At 45.6% G+C, this 19209-nt stretch carries 17 protein-coding genes and 3 tRNA genes; 1 reads left to right on the forward strand and 19 read right to left on the reverse strand.

What is annotated here, in order from left to right:
• The 11 genes from oadA to DN062_RS14645 all read right to left on the reverse strand — a co-directional run bounded on the left by oadA (position 1) and on the right by DN062_RS14645 (position 9310).
• Positions 1–1812, reverse strand: coding sequence for a sodium-extruding oxaloacetate decarboxylase subunit alpha (oadA, locus tag DN062_RS14595; RefSeq protein WP_112160041.1), 1812 nt, complete (start codon positions 1810–1812; stop codon positions 1–3).
• A gap of 33 nt (positions 1813–1845) precedes the next feature.
• Entirely contained in the window at positions 1846–2097 is a 252-nt protein-coding gene (locus DN062_RS14600; RefSeq protein WP_112160042.1) for an OadG family protein, read from the reverse strand.
• A gap of 464 nt (positions 2098–2561) precedes the next feature.
• A tRNA-Arg gene (locus DN062_RS14605) sits at positions 2562–2638 on the reverse strand.
• Between the two features lie 60 nt (positions 2639–2698).
• Positions 2699–2775, reverse strand: a tRNA-Arg gene (locus tag DN062_RS14610).
• Positions 2776–2785: 10 nt separating this feature from the next.
• A tRNA-Ser gene (locus DN062_RS14615) sits at positions 2786–2875 on the reverse strand.
• A gap of 66 nt (positions 2876–2941) precedes the next feature.
• On the reverse strand, positions 2942–3124 hold the full coding sequence (gene csrA, locus DN062_RS14620) for a carbon storage regulator CsrA (RefSeq protein WP_036508336.1): 183 nt from the start codon (positions 3122–3124) through the stop codon (positions 2942–2944).
• Between the two features lie 62 nt (positions 3125–3186).
• Positions 3187–4422, reverse strand: coding sequence for an aspartate kinase (locus DN062_RS14625; protein ID WP_112160043.1), 1236 nt, complete (start codon positions 4420–4422; stop codon positions 3187–3189).
• 53 nt (positions 4423–4475) lie between these two features.
• Complete coding sequence (alaS, locus tag DN062_RS14630; RefSeq protein ID WP_112160044.1) at positions 4476–7073, reverse strand: alanine--tRNA ligase; 2598 nt, start codon at positions 7071–7073, stop codon at positions 4476–4478.
• Between the two features lie 97 nt (positions 7074–7170).
• A complete protein-coding gene (locus DN062_RS14635; RefSeq protein WP_112160045.1) occupies positions 7171–7632 on the reverse strand; it encodes a regulatory protein RecX in 462 nt (153 codons plus the stop codon).
• Positions 7633–7702: 70 nt separating this feature from the next.
• Positions 7703–8746: a recombinase RecA gene (gene recA / locus DN062_RS14640; protein ID WP_112160046.1), complete on the reverse strand. Its 1044-nt coding sequence runs from the start codon at positions 8744–8746 to the stop codon at positions 7703–7705.
• A gap of 81 nt (positions 8747–8827) precedes the next feature.
• Positions 8828–9310, reverse strand: a complete 483-nt coding sequence (locus DN062_RS14645) for a CinA family protein (RefSeq protein ID WP_112160047.1) — start codon at positions 9308–9310, stop codon at positions 8828–8830.
• A gap of 100 nt (positions 9311–9410) precedes the next feature.
• On the opposite strand from DN062_RS14645, the gene mutS reads away from it, so the two are divergent.
• Positions 9411–11996, forward strand: a complete 2586-nt coding sequence (gene mutS / locus DN062_RS14650; RefSeq protein ID WP_112160048.1) for a DNA mismatch repair protein MutS — start codon at positions 9411–9413, stop codon at positions 11994–11996.
• Between the two features lie 57 nt (positions 11997–12053).
• Here the strand turns inward: mutS and rpoS are convergent, their stop codons facing one another.
• The 8 genes from rpoS to eno all read right to left on the reverse strand — a co-directional run bounded on the left by rpoS (position 12054) and on the right by eno (position 19188).
• On the reverse strand, positions 12054–13061 hold the full coding sequence (gene rpoS, locus DN062_RS14655) for an RNA polymerase sigma factor RpoS (RefSeq protein WP_112160049.1): 1008 nt from the start codon (positions 13059–13061) through the stop codon (positions 12054–12056).
• Positions 13062–13124: 63 nt separating this feature from the next.
• A complete protein-coding gene (locus DN062_RS14660; protein ID WP_239995804.1) occupies positions 13125–14027 on the reverse strand; it encodes a peptidoglycan DD-metalloendopeptidase family protein in 903 nt (300 codons plus the stop codon).
• Between the two features lie 17 nt (positions 14028–14044).
• On the reverse strand, positions 14045–14962 hold the full coding sequence (locus DN062_RS14665) for a polyprenyl-phosphate transporter (RefSeq protein WP_205126745.1): 918 nt from the start codon (positions 14960–14962) through the stop codon (positions 14045–14047).
• Between the two features lie 15 nt (positions 14963–14977).
• Entirely contained in the window at positions 14978–15613 is a 636-nt protein-coding gene (locus DN062_RS14670) for a protein-L-isoaspartate(D-aspartate) O-methyltransferase (protein WP_205126748.1), read from the reverse strand.
• A gap of 26 nt (positions 15614–15639) precedes the next feature.
• A complete protein-coding gene (surE, locus tag DN062_RS14675; RefSeq protein WP_112160051.1) occupies positions 15640–16395 on the reverse strand; it encodes a 5'/3'-nucleotidase SurE in 756 nt (251 codons plus the stop codon).
• Positions 16396–16450: 55 nt separating this feature from the next.
• Entirely contained in the window at positions 16451–17518 is a 1068-nt protein-coding gene (truD, locus tag DN062_RS14680; protein WP_112160052.1) for a tRNA pseudouridine(13) synthase TruD, read from the reverse strand.
• On the reverse strand, positions 17515–17814 hold the full coding sequence (gene ftsB, locus DN062_RS14685) for a cell division protein FtsB (protein WP_036508306.1): 300 nt from the start codon (positions 17812–17814) through the stop codon (positions 17515–17517). Before ftsB ends, truD begins: the two co-directional genes overlap by 4 nt.
• 78 nt (positions 17815–17892) lie before the next feature.
• Positions 17893–19188, reverse strand: a complete 1296-nt coding sequence (eno, locus tag DN062_RS14690; RefSeq protein WP_112160053.1) for a phosphopyruvate hydratase — start codon at positions 19186–19188, stop codon at positions 17893–17895.
• Positions 19189–19209 lie beyond the last annotated feature (21 nt).

Consider the following 19209-nt stretch of genomic DNA (forward strand, 5'->3'; position numbering starts at 1 on the left):
TTACGCAAGAGATATAAGGCTATCGCCCACTTGGACAGTATCACCTTCTTTGACATCCACAGAAACCACTGTACCGGACCTCGCGGCACGTACTTCAGTTTCCATTTTCATCGCTTCAAGGATAACCAGAACATCGCCCTCTTTTACCTGCTGGCCAGTAGAGACTTCTACCTTCCAGATATTTCCTGCAAGAGGTGCAGGCACAGGATCACCAGACCCAGCAACAGGTGCAGCTGATGCGGCCATAGGTGCAGAAGATGCAACAGGTGTCACAGAAGTGATATCGCCACCTTCAGTCACTTGCACGACATAGGTTTGTCCATTGACCGCGAGAGTGTAAACCTCTGAACCACCACTCACTTTAGGCGTATTAGACTTGCTTTCATCTGCTTTAACAACTAGCGCCTCTGTTGTTGGCGCGGGTTCAAATGCATCTGGATTGCCACGATTTTCTAAAAACTTAAGACCTATCTGAGGGAAAAGCGCGTAAGTCAAAACATCATCGACTAAACGATCACCACTTTCCAACTTAATAGACTTTTCATTTGCTGTTGACTTCAATTCGGCTGTCAACTTATCCATTTCGTCGGCAATCATATCGGCCGGACGGCACGTTATCGGCGCTGAGCCCTCTAAGACTCTTGCTTGCAGTTCTGCATTATACGGTGCGGGAGCTGAACCATACTCACCTTTTAGGATAGCCTGAACTTCTTTTGAAATCGTTTTATAACGTTCGCCCATCAAAACGTTGATGACTGCTTGTGTCCCAACAATCTGAGAAGTCGGTGTCACTAAGGGGATTAACCCTAAGTCTTCTCGTACTTTAGGGATTTCAGCCAACACTTCATCAAACTTATCAGCAGCACCCTGCTCTTTAAGCTGACTTTCCATATTGGTCAACATTCCGCCCGGCACTTGCGCAAGTAAAATGCGTGAATCTGTTCCTCTGAGTGAACCTTCAAACTTAGCGTATTTTTTACGAACGTCTCTAAAGTAAGCGGCTATTTCTTCAAGCAGCTGTAAATTCAGGTTTGTATCACGTCCTTGACCTTGCAAAGCGGCCACAACGGTTTCTGTTGCAGTATGACCATAGGTCATCGACATTGAAGAAATCGAAGCATCGACGCGATCAATGCCCGCTTCGATGGCTTTTAAAAGGGTCATATCAGCCAAACCAGACGTTGCATGTGACTGCAACTGAACTTCAAGATCAGTTTGTGCTTTAAGACGAGAAACGAGGTCATAGGCATCATACGGCGTCAAAATACCGGACATATCTTTAATCGCAATCGAATCTGCGCCCATATCCTCAAGTGTTTTCGCGTAGCTTACCCACATGTCAATCGTATGAACACGACTGGTCGTGTATGAAATCGTACCTTGAGCATGCTTACCCGCACTTTTTACAGCTTTAATCGCCGCTTCTAAATTGCGCGGATCATTCATAGCATCAAAAATACGGAAAACATCAACACCGTTGGTCGCTGCTCTTTCAACAAACTTAGCCACCACATCGTCTGCATAATGACGATATCCCAACAAGTTTTGACCTCTGAGTAACATTTGTTGAGGCGTGTTAGGCATAGCGGCTTTCAACTCACGGATACGCACCCAAGGATCTTCACCCAAATAACGTATACAAGAGTCAAATGTTGCACCACCCCAACTTTCAACAGACCAATAACCGACCTGGTCCATCTTAGCGGCGATAGGAAGCATGTCATCAAGACGCATACGTGTTGCTAATAGCGATTGATGACCATCACGTAATACAAGCTCGGTGATGCCAAGCGGTTTATTTACGACTGACATAGGCTAACCTTTTCTCTGACTGATAAAATTGAATTATTGACCTTTACGGTCATTACGAAATTTATGAATCGCGGCTGTCATGACGGCGATCAACTGAGCATCGTCAGCAGGATTTGAGGACATGGTTTTGGCTTTTGGAGCTGCTTTAGGCAGAGGTGCTGGCTCAAAACGCATTACGATCCTAGACATAGCCGAGGTGGCTATCACCAATAGGGTCAGAAAGACGATGACAAAACCCATACCATAGACCATAAGTGATAAGCCTTCCGATAGTAGTTCGTCCATTTGTTCACTCCTGTAGTAGCGTAAACGATGATTGTGTCTTTTAATTTCGTTAAAAAAACGAAAAGTACTAAAGACACAACCTCTTATTATTTTTATCGACCCGCATTAAAACTGATTTAACGCTAGGCGACAACATGGTATCGCTATTAAATCTAAAAATAATACATGCAGCAACAGCAAGGAGATTATGTAGTTTTTTTACATAATTTATACGAAAACACGTCACACAAAAAAATGACGAAAAAGTGATACCTTAGACAATGGAGGAAAAAGAGTTAGAAAGTAAGCAAAGGCATCTGAATCAGATGAATATAGGCTACAGCAGCTAATCAAAGGCAACCTAAAAACAGTTTAGAGAAAAGACAATAATGAGAGAAAGGATGTTAATTTGGGCTTGGGGCTTGGGGCTTGGGGCTTGGGGCTTGGGGCTTTAATACCAACCAAGTATAGAATATGGACTTTAGTGGTGCGCCCGAGAGGATTCGAACCTCTGACCGCCTGGTTCGTAGCCAGGTACTCTATCCAGCTGAGCTACGGGCGCACATTTAAAGCCGTCGTTTCATTTTGATGGTGCNCATTTAAAGCCGTCGTTTCATTTTGATGGTGCGCCCGAGAGGATTCGAACCTCTGACCGCCTGGTTCGTAGCCAGGTACTCTATCCAGCTGAGCTACGGGCGCATTATCAAAATGGCGGTGAGTGAGGGATTCGAACCCTCGATAGAGTTTCCCCTATACGCCCTTAGCAGGGGCGCGCCTTCAGCCACTCGGCCAACTCACCTAACAACGGCGCAAATAATACTAGCAAAACTTCTCTTTGGGAAGCTTTATTTAACAAAAAGTTAAATTAATTTTCTTCTTCCTGTTTTTCACGTTGGATTCGTTGATAAATCTCTTCGCGATGAACAGATACATCCTTGGGTGCATTCACACCGATACGAACTTGGTTACCTTTAACCCCTAATACTGTAACGGTGACATCGTCACCCACCATTAGAGTCTCCCCTACACGTCTTGTTAGAATCAGCATGTGAATCTCCTTCGTCCTTTGTTTAAGCTGATAAAGTGATTGCTGGATGACGCATCCTACATTCACTCAGACACTGTATCAGTAGCATCAAGATTAAATGATGAGTGGAGTGCACGCACCGCCAACTCAAGATATTTTTCTGCGATCACTACTGATACTTTAATTTCAGATGTTGAGATCATCTGAATATTAATATTTTCATTTGCCAGCGTATCAAACATTTTGCTAGCAACACCGGCATGGGATCTCATCCCTACGCCGACAATCGATACTTTTGCAATTTTATTGTCGCCAGAGCACTGACGTGCACCTAATTCAGATACGACTTTCTCAAGAATTTTCTTGGTCTTATCGTAATCATTACGGTGAACCGTGAAGGTAAAGTCTGTCGTTTTATCACCGGCTACGTTTTGCACAATCATGTCAACTTCAATATTAGCACGACTGACTGGCCCCAAAATGCGCGATGCAACACCTGGGATGTCAGGCACCCCTACTACAGTCAGTTTAGCCTCATCACGATTAAAAGCGATACCTGAAATTACCGGTTTTTCCACGTCAGTCTCATCCTCTGTTGTAATCAGTGTGCCTGGGCCATCAACCATACTTGAAAGCACACGCAGGGGCACTTTATATTTACCCGCAAACTCAACGCTTCGAATCTGCAGGACTTTTGAGCCTAAGCTGGCCATCTCGAGCATTTCTTCAAAGGTGATTTTCTCAAGACGCTGTGCCGACTCCACCACTCTTGGGTCTGTCGTGTATACACCGTCAACATCCGTGTAAATTTGGCACTCATCCGCTTTTAATGCAGCAGCCAATGCGACACCAGTGGTATCGGACCCGCCTCTTCCAAGTGTAGTAATATTCCCATCAGGGTCAACGCCTTGGAATCCTGCCACGACAACTACTCGCCCAGCAGCAAGATCAGAGCGCATTCTTTCTGTTTCGATATCCTGAATACGCGCTTTGCTGTAAGCTCGATCTGTTAGAATTTTTACCTGTGCCCCAGTGTACGAACGGGCATCAACACCGCGCTTTTGTAATGCCATGCACAAAAGTGCAATTGTCACCTGCTCGCCAGTTGACACCAACACGTCTAACTCTCGCGGATCGGGTTCAGACGTAATACTCTTAGCCAAACCAATCAAGCGATTGGTTTCACCGCTCATTGCTGACAGCACAACGACAACATCGTCGCCACGCTGACGAAATGAGCTGACCTTATCCGCTACAGCTTCGATACGCTCAATTGAACCTACTGAAGTCCCACCGTATTTCTGTACGTATAACGCCATTTCAAATTTCTCCGGTAACACCTGCGCACCGCGCAGGTATAGGCCAACAAAACTTAGCTTATCGCCTGCTCAACTAAAGCGGGTACTCGCTTAACAACTGAAGGTATTGCTTCAACATCTGCGCCGCCTCCCTGAGCCATATCTGGGCGTCCGCCTCCTTTACCGCCAAGGTCTGCTGAAATTTCCTTAACAAGATCACCCGCTTTTATACGACTTGTCAGATCTTTACTGACACCTGCAATCACGCTAGCCTTACCATCCGCAGCAGAAAAGAGAACAATAACGCCACTTTCAAGCTTATTACGAAGCTTATCCAACATATCACGAAGACTCTTTGGATCAGCCCCATCAACTAAAGTTGCCAGAACTTTCACACCCTGAACATCTATTACTTTTTCAAGTAAATCTCCACTCTGGGCAGTTGCCAACTTAGCCTGCAAACGCTCAAGCTCTTTTTCAACAACTCGCTGACGATCAAAAAGCGCTTTAACTTTTTCCACCACCAACGGACGTGATGCTTTTAGCATCGATGCGATATCATCTAACGCTTTTTGAGTCTCAGAGATATACGCAAGCGCATTCAACCCTGTAAGAGCCTCAATACGCCGAACTCCAGCAGCAATGCCGCTTTCAGATATGATTCTAAACAGCCCAATATCACCAGTTCTCTTTACATGGGTCCCACCGCAGAGCTCGGTGGAAAAACCATCTCCCATTGCGAGAACACGAACTTCACTATCATACTTTTCGCCAAACAGTGCCATAGCGCCTTTCGCTTTTGCAGCCTCTAGCTCCATCAGCTCAGTGGTTACAACTGAGTTATTTAATATCTGCTGGTTAACCATCGCTTCAATTTTTGCCAGCTCATCGGACGTCACAGACTCGAAGTGAGCAAAGTCGAAGCGAAGACGCTCAGCATTTACTAAAGAGCCTTTTTGCATTACATGTTCACCAAGAACACGACGCAATGCTTCATGAAGTAAATGCGTAGCGGAGTGATTTAAAGCCGTTGCTTGGCGCTTAGCCTGATCGACCTCGGTGACAAGATAATCACCTAAACGTAAAACACCTTCTTTTAAGATGCCATGATGCAAATGGTGCTTGCTATCTTTGGTGCAGTCTTGAACTGTAAACTCACCTTTATCCCAAAGCAATCGTCCAGAATCGCCCGCCTGACCACCGGATTCAGCATAGAAACTTGTATTTTCTAATACAACGATACCCTGCTGACCTGCCGACAGTTGTTCTACTTTTTCTCCTTTGAAGATTAAAGCGACCACTTTACTGCGATCTTCTAGAGCTTCATACCCAGTGAACTGAGTTTCACCTTCGAGATGAATCTGTTCATTATAGTCAACAGCAAATTGACCAGCTGCACGTGCTCTTTGACGCTGCTGCTCCATTTCTGCCTCAAACCCCGTCATATCAAGGGTTAAGCTTTGCTCTCTCGCAACGTCAGCCGTCAAGTCGACTGGAAACCCATAGGTATCGTAGAGTTTAAAAACAACATCACCAGGCAAAACCTGCCCTGTCAATGAAGCAATAGCTTGCTCTAGGATCGACATACCGTTTTCTAGGGTACGTGCAAACTGCTGTTCTTCTTTTAACAGAATTTTTTCAATATTGGCTCGCTGTGTGCGTAAGTCTGGATAAGCATCGCCCATGACATTCGCCATAGCCGCCACCAACTTATGAAAGAAAACATCCTTCGCACCCAGCTTATTACCATGACGAATGGCTCTGCGCACTATGCGTCTCAACACGTAGCCGCGTCCTTCATTTGAAGGAACAACACCGTCTATAATCAAAAAGCATGCTGAACGTATATGGTCCGCAATCACTCTCAATGACTTTTGCTGGAGATCTTCAGTACCAACAGCGCTTGCGGCAGCCTGTAATAGGGCTACAAACAAATCAATCTCATAATTACTGTGAACCTGCTGCAATACAGCAGCAACACGCTCAAGGCCCATTCCAGTATCTACGGATGGCTTTGGCAAGGGCGTCATGTTGCCATCGGCAGACCGATTGTATTGCATGAATACAATATTCCAGATTTCAATGTAACGATCACCGTCATCGTCTGGGCTTCCAGGTGGCCCACCGGCAACATCTGGTCCATGATCAAAGAATATTTCGGTGCAAGGACCGCACGGCCCAGTATCACCCATGGACCAAAAATTATCTTCATCTAACTTGGAGAAGCGCTGAGGATCCGCACCGATCTCATTTTTCCAGATATGCTCTGCTTCATCATCACTATGATGGACGGTTACCCAAAGTTTCTCTTTAGGCAACTGCAACACTTCCGTTAGAAATGTCCATGCAAAACGTATCGCGTCCTGCTTAAAGTAATCACCAAAACTGAAGTTGCCTAGCATTTCAAAAAATGTGTGATGGCGAGCCGTGTATCCAACGTTCTCAAGATCATTGTGCTTACCACCCGCTCGAACGCAACGTTGAGAAGTGGTAGCACGAGCATAATCACGTTTATCAGTGCCTAAAAAGACATCTTTAAACTGGACCATACCCGCATTTGTAAAAAGCAATGTCGGGTCATTACCCGGTATAAGCGAGCTAGAGGGAACAATGGTGTGCCCTTGCTGACTAAAATATTCAAGAAACGCCTGACGTATCTCTGCGCTGGTCATGTATTTCATAGTAACTGATCCGCTGCCTGGGGTACGGTTTCAAAAAGACCCAATATTATATCGAATCCTTCTAAAATGTACGATAAATTTTAAAAGCCTAGTCAATTACTTGACTTTTCAAACCTTCCCGCGCCTGATCGTAACTAAACCCATGATTTAAAAGGTACCTCATGCATTTAGCATAGTCTTTAGCGGGTAGATTTTCGGTAAGTGTAAACCGTTTATTCGCTAAAGTTTTTGCAAGCTCGTACCAATCAGGTTCAAACGCACCTAGAATCGAGTCAACCAACTCCTCCTCTATTCCTTTCTGTCGAAGTTCATAACGTATACGTGCCTCACCATAATATTGACCCAATCGGTTTCGAATAAACATTTCTGTAAAGCGATAGTCACTTTGATAGCCATCTTCGGCCAATTGATCTAATACGGAATTTAACAAGTGAATATCGGAAGTTTGCGACTGAAGGCGCTTGCTTAACTCAGCGCGTGAATACTCACGGCGAGCCAGCAAGCTAATAATTTTGTAACGCAATTCCTGTGCGTTGAGTTCCGAGGACATATCCTGCCTCCTGTCTGAAGAGGTGTGAAGCGATCAACGCTAGAACCGACATATGTTCTAGCGTATGACATTAAGAGTCTAAATCAGCCTCTGTTTCGGTATCCATATCCGACTGCTTGATATCCGCTCCAGTAAGCAAGCGACGGCGTATTTCAGCTTCAACTTCGGCTGCTATTTCGGGATGTTCTTCAAGATAACGAGCAGCATTGGCTTTACCCTGTCCTATTTTATCGCCTTTATACGCGTACCAAGCACCCGCTTTGTCAATCAGCTTTTCTTTTACACCCAAGTCGATAACCTCACCCATATGATAGATACCACTACCGTACATGATTTGGAATTCAGCTTGTTTAAAGGGAGGCGCCACTTTGTTTTTAACCACTTTGACGCGCGTTTCACTGCCTACGACTTCCTCACCCTGTTTAACCGAACCGATACGACGAATATCTAAGCGAACCGATGCATAAAACTTAAGTGCATTACCACCTGTGGTTGTTTCTGGACTGCCGAACATAACGCCAATTTTCATACGAATCTGGTTAATGAAAATTAACAGGGTGTTCGCGTTTTTAACGCTCCCCGTTAACTTACGCAAGGCCTGTGACATCAAGCGTGCTTGCAAGCCCATGTGAGAGTCGCCCATCTCACCTTCAATTTCAGCTTTTGGAGTTAACGCAGCAACTGAGTCAACAACAATGACATCAACCGCATTTGAGCGTACTAACATGTCTGTAATTTCTAACGCTTGCTCGCCAGTATCTGGTTGAGAAACCAGTAAGGAATCAACATCAACCCCAAGCTTTTCAGCATAGATAGGATCAAGGGCATGCTCGGCATCCACAAAAGCACAGGTTTTACCCTGCTTTTGGGCTTCAGCGATAACCTGTAATGTTAGCGTTGTTTTACCTGAAGACTCGGGACCATAAATTTCAACAATACGTCCATAAGGCAGACCTCCAAGTCCTAATGCGATATCCAAACCTAATGAACCCGTTGAAACACTAGGGATCACTTCTCTTGGATGATCACCCATACGCATCACCGCCCCTTTTCCGAACTGACGTTCAATTTGAGACAGTGCGACATCAAGGGCTTTCTTTCTATTTTCGTCCATTGCGAACCTCATGTAAGGATGCTTAATCTAAAATACTGTATATCTGAACAGTATTATTTCATAACTTTTCAAGATTGCAAGTCATCGTGGCAAATAAGCGAGAATTCCTTCCAATGCCTGAATGATCGTTTGCTCACGGATACTATCACGATCCCCTTGAAAAAAACTAAGACAGGTTCTCGTTGGCTGCCCCTTAATCGCCCAAGCTAACCATACCGTCCCCACGGGTTTCAGGGGCGTTCCACCATCAGGCCCAGCAACACCACTAACGGCTACCGAAATATCAGCACCACTTTTATGCAATGCGCCTTCCGCCATGGCTTTGACAACATCTTCACTCACAGCACCCTTTGCTTCAATTAATGCTGCATTAACAGCTAAAAGTTCCGTTTTGGCCGTATTTGAGTAAGTAACAAAGCCATACTCATACCAAGCTGAAGAACCTGGGATCGATGTAATCGCTTCGGCAATACCTCCACCTGTGCAAGATTCGGCTGTTGAAACATGAGCCCGATACTCGCGAAGCAAATCTCCAACCTCGGCAGCTAGTTTTTTTATATGCATCCGTTTTCTCTCCTATACGCTCTGTTAAACTTTTATCTTAGAATAGGGACTTAACTCGTTTATAGACGCTTTTTTGTTTTCTCAACCTTTTAAGGGCAAAATGACTTCTTCACTCCCAGCAAGCATTTCAGATAATCATACGCCTATGATGAAACAGTATCTGCGTATAAAAGCAGAACACCCTCATCAAATACTGTTTTATCGCATGGGTGATTTTTATGAACTCTTTTACGATGATGCTAAACGCGCCTCTGCTTTGCTTGATATATCGTTAACGGCGAGAGGAAAGTCAGACGGCCAACCTATTCCGATGGCAGGTGTTCCGTATCATGCGGCTGAGGGATATATTGCCAGACTTGTTCGTCAAGGTGAATCCGTTGTCATTTGTGAGCAAGTTGGCGATCCCGCTACGAGCAAAGGTCCAGTCGACCGACAAGTCGCCAGAATCGTCACACCGGGTACGCTAACAGACGAAGCCTTCTTGGATGAGTCTCGTGACAATTTATTAGTGGCCGTTTATTTTCAAAATTCACGCTATGGGATTTCCTTATTGGATCTAAGCTCTGGACGCTTTAGTTTACTTGAGCTCGACAGCGAAGAAGGCCTGCTAAGTGAAATTGAACGACTACAGCCCGCCGAACTTTTATGCAGTGATACTCCTTCAATTTTCCCTTTAATTCAAGGTCGCAAAGGGGTCAGAATTCAACCACCTTGGTACTTCGATAACGAAACTTGCCAAAAACTCTTATGCGATCAATTTAACGTTAAGGATTTAAGTGGGTTTGGCTGCCAAGAGATGCATGCGGGCATTGCAGCGGCAGGCTGCTTATTACAGTACGCACGTGACACACAGCGCAGTCAACTTCCTCACATTCGTAGAATACAAATAGAGCACCGCAACGAGGCCGTTCAGCTTGATGGCGCCACACGTAAGAATCTCGAACTCGATCAAAACCTGCATGGGGGTCGCGAACATACGCTTGCCTCCATTCTTGATACAACTAGCACCGCAATGGGCAGCCGTTTACTAAAGCGCTGGTTACATCGACCTCTCCGTGATTTGGCAAAATTAAGGTCACGTCAAGATGCAATTAGATGGTGCTTAGAGGATTTGCACTTTGAAGCTCTCTGTGAGGCGCTTAAGCCCATCGGAGATACAGAACGCATTCTGTCCAGGGTTGCCCTTGGATCGGCAAGACCAAGGGATTTAGAAAGGCTTAGGCATAGCCTGCAAGCCTTACCCCTCATACAGCAACTGCTGCAGAAAACGGATGCGCCCTTACTGGAAGATTTAGCTGAACAAATCAGCGATTTCCCCGAATTAGCGGAACTACTCGCCAAGGCAGTTACAGACTCACCTCCAGTTGTCATTCGCGACGGCGGTGTCATTGCTGAAGGGTATGATGCAGAACTCGATGAACTGCGCGCATTAAGTGAAAATGCGGGCGGCTATTTGCTTGAATTAGAGCAACGGGAACGAGAACGCACTGGGCTTGCAAGTCTAAAGGTTGGGTACAACCGTGTTCATGGTTACTACATTGAGCTCAGTCGTAATCAATCAACACATGTACCTGCCGATTATATTCGCCGCCAAACATTAAAAAATGCGGAACGCTACATTACCCCCGAACTCAAAGCATTTGAGGATAAAGCTCTGAGCGCAAAGGGGCGAGCACTGGCACGCGAGAAAGAGCTCTATGAGGGACTACTGAATCTCCTGCAAAAGCAGCTAGGTCCTCTTCAACTTTCCGCCTCAGCATTGGCAGAGCTGGATCTACTGAACAGCTTGGCAGATAGAGCGTACCATCTCAATTACGTCGCCCCTGTGCTTTCTGAAGATCGTATTTTATCAATTACAGAAGGCCGCCACCCGGTAGTGGAGTCTACGACATCCTCCCCCTTTGTCGCCAACTCAATTAATCTAAATGACAATCGTCACATGTTGATTATCACCGGCCCGAATATGGGGGGTAAATCAACCTATATGCGCCAAACAGCCTTAATTGTGTTAATGGCCCATATTGGCAGCTATGTGCCTGCTCACTCAGCACACATCGGCCTGGTCGATAGAATTTTTACACGAATGGGCTCTTCAGATGACTTAGCGAGTGGTCGTTCAACTTTCATGGTTGAAATGAATGAAACGGCTAACATTCTGCATAACGCAACAGCACACAGCTTAGTTTTGATGGACGAAGTCGGCAGAGGAACGAGCACCTTTGATGGGCTCTCGCTGGCTTGGTCCTGTGCGGAGTATTTGGCCTACAAGACCAAAGCCTTCGTGCTATTTGCTACTCACTACTTTGAGTTGACGCTGTTGGCCGAGCAACTGTCAGGGGTCACCAACATTCATTTAACCGCAATCGAGCATCAAGACCGAATCGTGTTTATGCATGAAGTCAAAGAGGGGGCTGCGAGCCAAAGTTACGGCTTGCAGGTTGCACAACTCGCAGGGGTACCGACCAGTGTTATTGAATCCGCACGATTGAAACTTCATCAACTTGAGGTCGAATCAAAGTCTCACCAAGCAACGCCTCAAACCAGCACAAAAGTTCACGAGCCCTGCCAAGTTGATTTATTTTCGAGCAAGAGCCAGGTTGAAGAAAAGCTAGCTGAAATCAACCCAAACAATCTCACACCCATTGAGGCGTTAGTACTATTAAATGAGCTAAAAAAATTGTGCTAGACCACACTAACTGACTCAGAATGTGTCTATGCAATCTGAGTCAGTGGAATAGCATGATTACTGGAGTAGATCTTCTTCAGTAAGGCCATTCTTTTCGACAATGTCTCTAAGTTTACGCAGACCTTCAACTTGAATTTGCCTAACACGCTCGCGGGTTAGGCCAATTTCATTACCCACCTCTTCAAGCGTGCTAATTTCATATCCACGCAAACCAAAACGTCTTGATAACACCTCTGAGTGCTTAGAAGGCAGCATATCCAACCAACGGTTTAAATTGCCGCTAATGTTATTGGTCTGCAGTAGAACTTCAGGATCGGCGGAATCAACGTCGGCTATCGTATCAAGAAGTGGCTTATCACTCCCACCTCCAGCTGGAGTATCAACGGAAGTGACCCGCTCGTTCAAACCAAGCATGCGTTCAACACTTTCAACCGGACGATCAACCAATGCCGCGATTTCTTCAGCGGTTGGTTCATGATCTAATTTTTGGGCCAGTTGACGAGATGCTCTAAGATAAAGATTGAGTTCTTTAACAACATGAATAGGGAGACGTATGGTTCGTGTTTGATTCATGATCGCCCGCTCGATGGTTTGACGAATCCACCAAGTTGCGTAAGTTGAAAAACGAAAACCTCGTTCGGGGTCAAATTTTTCGACAGCTCGAATCAGACCCAGATTCCCTTCTTCAATAAGATCTAACAAAGTTAGCCCACGATTAATGTAACGACGCGCAATCTTAACAACTAAACGTAAATTGCTTTCGATCATCCGCTTGCGCGCTGCGTCATCACCTTTCAAAGCTAACCTTGAAAAGTATACTTCTTCTTCCGCCGTAAGTAAGGGTGAAAATCCAATTTCATTTAGGTACATTTGTGTCGCGTCGAGACTTCGTGCACTCATCAGGTCTTCATGCGCCTTAGTTCCTCGCCCCCGACCGCTGTCGATGAAGTCGCTGCTGTCATCGCTAGAGTCTAAATCAAGATCTTCGTCAGGATCACTATCATCTAGATCTGTGTCCAAAACAAATTCTTCATCGAACTTATCACTATCATTCATCGAAACCATGTTTTAATCCTTACTAAGCCAGCAATCAGGGTATACCTGTTTATCATTATTGTGTTGTTATTGTTATCGTCTTGGCAGATAGGTTAATGGATCTACGGGCTTACCATCTCGACGGATCTCAAAGTGTAGCTGAACACGGTCAGTGCCCGAATTCCCCATCTCGGCTATTTTGCTTCCTGCTTTTACAGTATCATTTTCACTCACTAGAATGCGACTATTATGCGCGTATGCGCTAAGAAACTGTTGATTATGATTTATGATCACTAAATTGCCATACCCTAGCAAACCACTACCGGCATAGACTACTCGACCATCTGCTGCCGCTATAATGGGATCTCCCATTTTTCCGTCAATGTCCACGCCTTTATTTCCGCCTTCTCGATCGGAGAAACGTCGGATAATATTTCCCGTCGCAGGCCACTGCCAGCGGATTCCACCTGCCGTTGAAGTTGCTGCAGAGGCATTTGACGCTGCGGTGCTGGCCGAAGCCTGAGGCATAGATGCTTGAGGCGGTGGAGATGCTTGTGATGGCGTTTGCTGCGTTGAGGCAGGCGGCGGTGAAGCAGCTCCGGTCGAGGTTTGCGCGGCAGGCCTAGCGGGTGCCGATGCAACAGCTGCTGCCTGACGTGAAGGAGTTGATGTAGCAACTTGGGCAGTCGATGAACCTGTATTGGTCAATTTCAATACTTGGCCAGGATAAATACGAAAGCGTTGATCAATTGAATTCCAACGAGCGACCTCTCTGTAATCTAGACCATAACGCCATGAAATCGAATAAAGAGTGTCTCCTTGTTTAACTGTATAACTTCCAGGGTTCGCTAGGGGAGCTGGACGAGATGATGTTTGCGCACTTGAAGCGCCTCGAGCACTTAGGGACTGGTCAGTAACAGGAGCAAAACCCGTACCACACCCTGTCAAAAGAGCTAACATTAGAACAAATGATAATGCACCTAAGCTTTTTCCCACAGTTGCTCCATTAAGATTCAGCGACGATCCAGCAGAACCACTAAGCCGATACCGAGTACCATTAAAGCAAGAGCGCCCAATGTATAGGGATCTTGCCCAGACATTTCAAGAAATGTTTCGGGAAGCACATTCCTTTGCAACAAAGGAACTTCCTCTCCATGCCGATTTATACTATACGAGAGGGTATATTTCCAAGGCCAGACTTTGTTCAATGACCCCAGCATAAAGCCGCCTAAAAGCGAAAGGGTCACAATTTTGTGATGGTGGAATGCCCAACTCAGCACTCGTGAGAAGCTCATAATGCCCACCACACAACCGGCTAAAAACAAACCTATGAAACCCAATTGAAAATCTTTAACCGCTGTTAAAACAGGCGTGTACATACCCATTAATAACAAAATAAAACTTCCAGAGATACCAGGCAATATCATTGCACAGATCGCGATCATTCCTGAAAAAAACACCAACCAAACACTCGGTGTTACTTGGCTAGGTGACATAGAGGTCACCACATAAGCGATAAAAACACCTAGTAGAAAAATGCCTGCAACTTTAAGATCTAACTTACCCGTATGGCGAATTACACTCCAAGTTGAAGCAAGTATTAAGCCAAAGAAAAATGACCAAAGTAAGACAGGATGCGTCTCAAGCAAATATAAAACAACCCTTGCCAACGTAAGCAAGCTTAGGACAATCCCCAGAATAAGGGTTATCAAGAAGGATCCATTCACATAACGCCAAACAGCTACTGGCCCTTCTTTAAATAAAAGGGACAGCGCTTGAAGGTTGAATCGACGAATACTCTCAATTAGCTCTTCATAAATGCCTGTGATAAACGCTACCGTTCCACCGGAAACGCCAGGAACAGCATCGGCTGCTCCCATCAACATTCCTTTTCCCACCAACGCTAAATAGTCGGCTATTGTTCGCTGCATATACTCACTTCCTGATCAGCGTATCGTTCCGCTTAACAACGGTACAAAATTAACATCTTCAAGCACACGTGTTTCAAAAACACGCTCCTCTTTGCGTATAACCAGTTTCAGTTGCTGTCGATTACCACCCACAGGAATCACGAGTCTACCGTCAATTGCTAACTGTTCAAGTAACTCCTCGGGCACTTCTTCAGGTGCCGCTGTTACTAGAATACCATCAAAAGGGCCCTGCTCAGGCCACCCCATCCCACCATCGGAATGGCGCATCATGACATTGAACAACTTAAGCCTTTGCAATTTTTGACGCGCGCGATCCTGCAAAGGGCGAATGCGTTCGACACTACACACTTGATGCACAAGACTTGCCAGAACCGCTGTCTGATAACCAGACCCGGTGCCGACCTCCAAGACTTTTTTTAATGGGCCCGCTGCCAATAGTATTTCGGTCATGCGCGCCACAATATAAGGTTGGGATATTGTTTGATTAAAGCCAATGGGGAGCGCAGTGTCTTCATAGGCACGATGCGCTAATGCCTCATCAAGAAATAAATGACGAGGAGTTGCCAAAAGAACCTCTAGCACTCGCTCGTCTTTGATTCCCTGCTCGCGAAGACGAGAGATCATACGCTCTCGTGTTCTTCGTGATGTCATTCCAATTCCCTGAAGATCTAAATCGGTCACACAAGGTCCTCAAGCCAACAAGCCAAATTATCCATACCCGAATAATGAGTCATGTCTATCTGAACAGGCGTAATTGAAACATACCCCTGCTCTACTGCATAAAAATCCGTTCCGGGTTCACGATCTGCTGCGGCACCAGCTCCAGCAATCCAATACCTTACACGGCCTCTTGGATCGAAGGTTTCAACAGGCAAATCAGCCGCCAATCGGTGTCCTAATCGAGTAACGTGAATACCTTTAATTTGATCGATAGGGACGTCAGGAACGTTGACGTTAAGAACAGTTCTTGGTGCAACAACCAATCTATCTAATTTCTGCACCAAATTACGAACTATTTCTGCGGCGGTATCATAATGTTTTGGATGAAAACTATCCATAGAGACTGCAATCGGCGGTAGACGACAAGTTCGACCTTCTGTCGCAGCGGCAACCGTGCCTGAATACAGGACATCATCACCTAAGTTGGCGCCTGCATTAATACCAGAAACCACAATATCGGGTATAAATCCTTCCTGAAACAAACCGGATCGCCCTAAATGGACACAATCGGTCGGAGTTCCATTAATACTAAAAAACCCACTGGAGTGCTGATAGGCTTCTAATGGGCGATCAAGGGTTAAGGAGTTACTGGCTCCACTTCGATTTCGATCCGGTGCAACCACACAAATATCAGAATCCCTTGCTAAAGCTTTGGCTAAGGATGCTAACCCCGGAGCATATACTCCATCATCGTTTGAGACTAATATTCTCATCACTTCTCTCATGTGTGCAATGAAGCACATCCGCTGTAAACACTTAGGTCATTTATTATTCCGCCAGTTCTACTTGCTGGCTATTCTCTACCAGGCACAACTCTCTCAACACACTGGTTGCAAATGAACCTGCCGGCAAAGAAAAGGTAACACGGAACTGATCTTCTGTAACCTGATTAAGTTCAGCGAATTCAGGCATTAATCGTGCACGCCGTCTTTCTTGACGCAAGCCTAAGGTCTCAAGCGCATCCGCCCACCCTTTCCACTCGTTTGCGATGCTTCGCTCGAAATCAGCACTGGGGCCTTGCGTCATGAGTTCTCCCACCCCCCACATAGGGGCCGTATGACTCAATTCACCCGTGGCCAAGCGATCAGCTACATCTGTCATCCCTTGCTCCATCACAAAGCAACTTTGACTTCCGGCCAACATCAGCACATCGCCGACCTGAACAGTTTCCCAGCGACGATGATGAACACGTTCAGATACTATTTGGTTAAAAAGCGCAGAGCGTAAAGCCGAAATATACAGTCCGCGCTTATGGCTTTGTCTTTCTTTTAGAACTCCAGCCAATAAGGCTTCACCTTGAGTGATATTGCCATAGGCCTGACCAAAACGCTGCTCTCCAAAGTAATTGGGAACCCCGTCTTTCTGTATGTGTTTGAAGCGCTCGACTAGCGCTAAAGGCTCTGTCACATTTCGCAACAACAATTCAAAACGATTGCCTTGCAAAACTCCTGTTTTAAGTTTACGGCCATGCCGAGTATGCTGAAGTACTTTAATTGTTGACGTTTCGAACAAGGACCACCTAATGGGCGGAGCTTTAATAGGGTGCTTAAAACTAAACCATTGCTGGGTAATTGCATGCCGGTCTTTTTTACCTGCATACCCTATGTCGCGGGGATTGGTACCTGTGAACTTTGCTAACTGCCTTGCTACCCATTCCGTATTCTCACCTGTTTTCTGAATAAGAACAAACACATGCTCTCCTTCTCCATCAGGTTCAAATCCTAATATTTCTTCAACACAAAAATCACTGGGCAACTCTCGGATTCGTGCAGCCGAAGTGGGTTTTCCCCACAACCAAGCTTCAGGTTTAGATAATAACTGCGGGAGAAGGCTCATCGCTTACGCACCTGTTCTGGGCGAGGTTCAATTAACTGAAAAAAGGTTTCACCCTCTTTGATCAATCCCATTTCGCTTCTAGCGCGCTCTTCAATCGCGCGTAAGCCTGACTTAAGATCAGCAACCTCTGCTTCTAGACGATGGTTACGCTCAGTCAATTGCTGATTTTCACGTTTTTGTTTCTGTATTTGCTCCTCAAGATACCACACCTGACGCAGGTTGGGATCTCCGAGCCACAGGCGGTACTGCAATCCTGCTAGCATCAACACCAGTATTATTAACAGCCAACGAAACACAAATGACCTCAGTCTATTTAAATAACCACAGAAAAGGGGGCTAAGCCCCCTTCCCTTTTCGGTTTATCCCAGGATAAATCAAGCTTGTCCTTTAATCTCAGCGAGGCCCTTATAAACAGCCTTATCACCCAACTCAGCTTCAATACGCAGCAAGCGATTGTACTTGGCAACACGGTCAGAGCGACATAAAGAACCCGTTTTAATCTGTCCTGCTGCAGTCCCTACAGCAAGATCAGCAATGGTAGTGTCTTCAGTTTCACCTGAACGATGAGAAATAACAGCCGTAAAGCCCGCCGCTTTTGCCATGCGGATTGCATCTAGGGTTTCAGACAAAGTACCGATCTGATTGAACTTAATCAGGATTGAGTTAGCAATGCCTTTTTCAATACCTTCAGCTAAGATCTTAGTATTGGTAACAAATAAATCGTCACCAACAAGTTGCACTTTATCGCCAATTTTACGGGTTAGGTCAGCCCAACCACTCCAATCAGACTCATCCATACCGTCTTCAATCGAAACGATTGGGTATTTTTCTGACAAAGACTGTAGATAATCAGCAAAGGCTGATGAATCGAAGATTTTACCTTCGCCTGATAAGTCGTACTGACCTGCTTTATAAAACTCAGAAGCGGCACAATCTAACGCAAGTGTGACATCCTTACCCAGTTCATAACCAGCTTTTTCAATCGCTTCACGTATGACAACTAAAGCCTCTTCATTTGAGCCTAAGTTAGGTGCAAAACCACCCTCATCACCAACCGCTGTGCTCAAACCACGATTTTTAAGAACGGCTTTCAATGAGTGAAAGATTTCCGTTCCGCAACGAAGGCCTTCACTAAACGAAGTGAAATTAACTGGCTGAACCATGAACTCTTGAATATCAACGTTATTATCAGCATGCTCGCCGCCATTGAGAATATTCATCATAGGTACAGGCATGGAGAACTGGCCTGGCGTGCCATTTATTTCAGCGATATGCGCGTAGAGTGGGATGCCTTTCTCTGTAGCAGCCGCTTTCGCCGCAGCTAACGAAACGGCCAGAATAGCATTTGCACCCAAAACGGATTTATTTTCCGTACCATCGAGTTCAAGCATTTTGTTATCGATGGCACGCTGTTCAGCTGCATCCATTCCCAGCAAAGCATCACGGATAGCGTTATTCACAGCAGAAACTGCCTTTAAGACACCTTTGCCCATGTAGCGTGACTTATCACCATCACGCAACTCAAGCGCTTCGCGTGACCCTGTCGACGCTCCAGAAGGAGCACAAGCAGTACCCACAACGCCAGACGCTAAAATCACATCTGCTTCAACTGTTGGGTTGCCACGCGAATCAAGCACTTCACGCGCTTTGATATCAGCAATCTTTGCCATATGTATCTTTCTCCGGTTTTT

The organism is Nitrincola tibetensis (assembly GCF_003284585.1).
Taxonomy (GTDB): domain Bacteria; phylum Pseudomonadota; class Gammaproteobacteria; order Pseudomonadales; family Balneatricaceae; genus Nitrincola; species Nitrincola tibetensis.

Coding starts and splice junctions, on each gene's coding strand:
- oadA (WP_112160041.1), bottom strand. CDS start 1,812: ATGTCAGTCGTAAATAAACCGCTTGGCATCACCGAGCTTGTATTACGT.
- DN062_RS14600 (WP_112160042.1), bottom strand. CDS start 2,097: ATGGACGAACTACTATCGGAAGGCTTATCACTTATGGTCTATGGTATG.
- csrA (WP_036508336.1), bottom strand. CDS start 3,124: ATGCTGATTCTAACAAGACGTGTAGGGGAGACTCTAATGGTGGGTGAC.
- DN062_RS14625 (WP_112160043.1), bottom strand. CDS start 4,422: ATGGCGTTATACGTACAGAAATACGGTGGGACTTCAGTAGGTTCAATT.
- alaS (WP_112160044.1), bottom strand. CDS start 7,073: ATGACCAGCGCAGAGATACGTCAGGCGTTTCTTGAATATTTTAGTCAG.
- DN062_RS14635 (WP_112160045.1), bottom strand. CDS start 7,632: ATGTCCTCGGAACTCAACGCACAGGAATTGCGTTACAAAATTATTAGC.
- recA (WP_112160046.1), bottom strand. CDS start 8,746: ATGGACGAAAATAGAAAGAAAGCCCTTGATGTCGCACTGTCTCAAATT.
- DN062_RS14645 (WP_112160047.1), bottom strand. CDS start 9,310: ATGCATATAAAAAAACTAGCTGCCGAGGTTGGAGATTTGCTTCGCGAG.
- mutS (WP_112160048.1), top strand. CDS start 9,411: ATGACTTCTTCACTCCCAGCAAGCATTTCAGATAATCATACGCCTATG.
- rpoS (WP_112160049.1), bottom strand. CDS start 13,061: ATGGTTTCGATGAATGATAGTGATAAGTTCGATGAAGAATTTGTTTTG.
- DN062_RS14665 (WP_205126745.1), bottom strand. CDS start 14,962: ATGCAGCGAACAATAGCCGACTATTTAGCGTTGGTGGGAAAAGGAATG.
- DN062_RS14670 (WP_205126748.1), bottom strand. CDS start 15,613: ATGACATCACGAAGAACACGAGAGCGTATGATCTCTCGTCTTCGCGAG.
- surE (WP_112160051.1), bottom strand. CDS start 16,395: ATGAGAATATTAGTCTCAAACGATGATGGAGTATATGCTCCGGGGTTA.
- truD (WP_112160052.1), bottom strand. CDS start 17,518: ATGAGCCTTCTCCCGCAGTTATTATCTAAACCTGAAGCTTGGTTGTGG.
- eno (WP_112160053.1), bottom strand. CDS start 19,188: ATGGCAAAGATTGCTGATATCAAAGCGCGTGAAGTGCTTGATTCGCGT.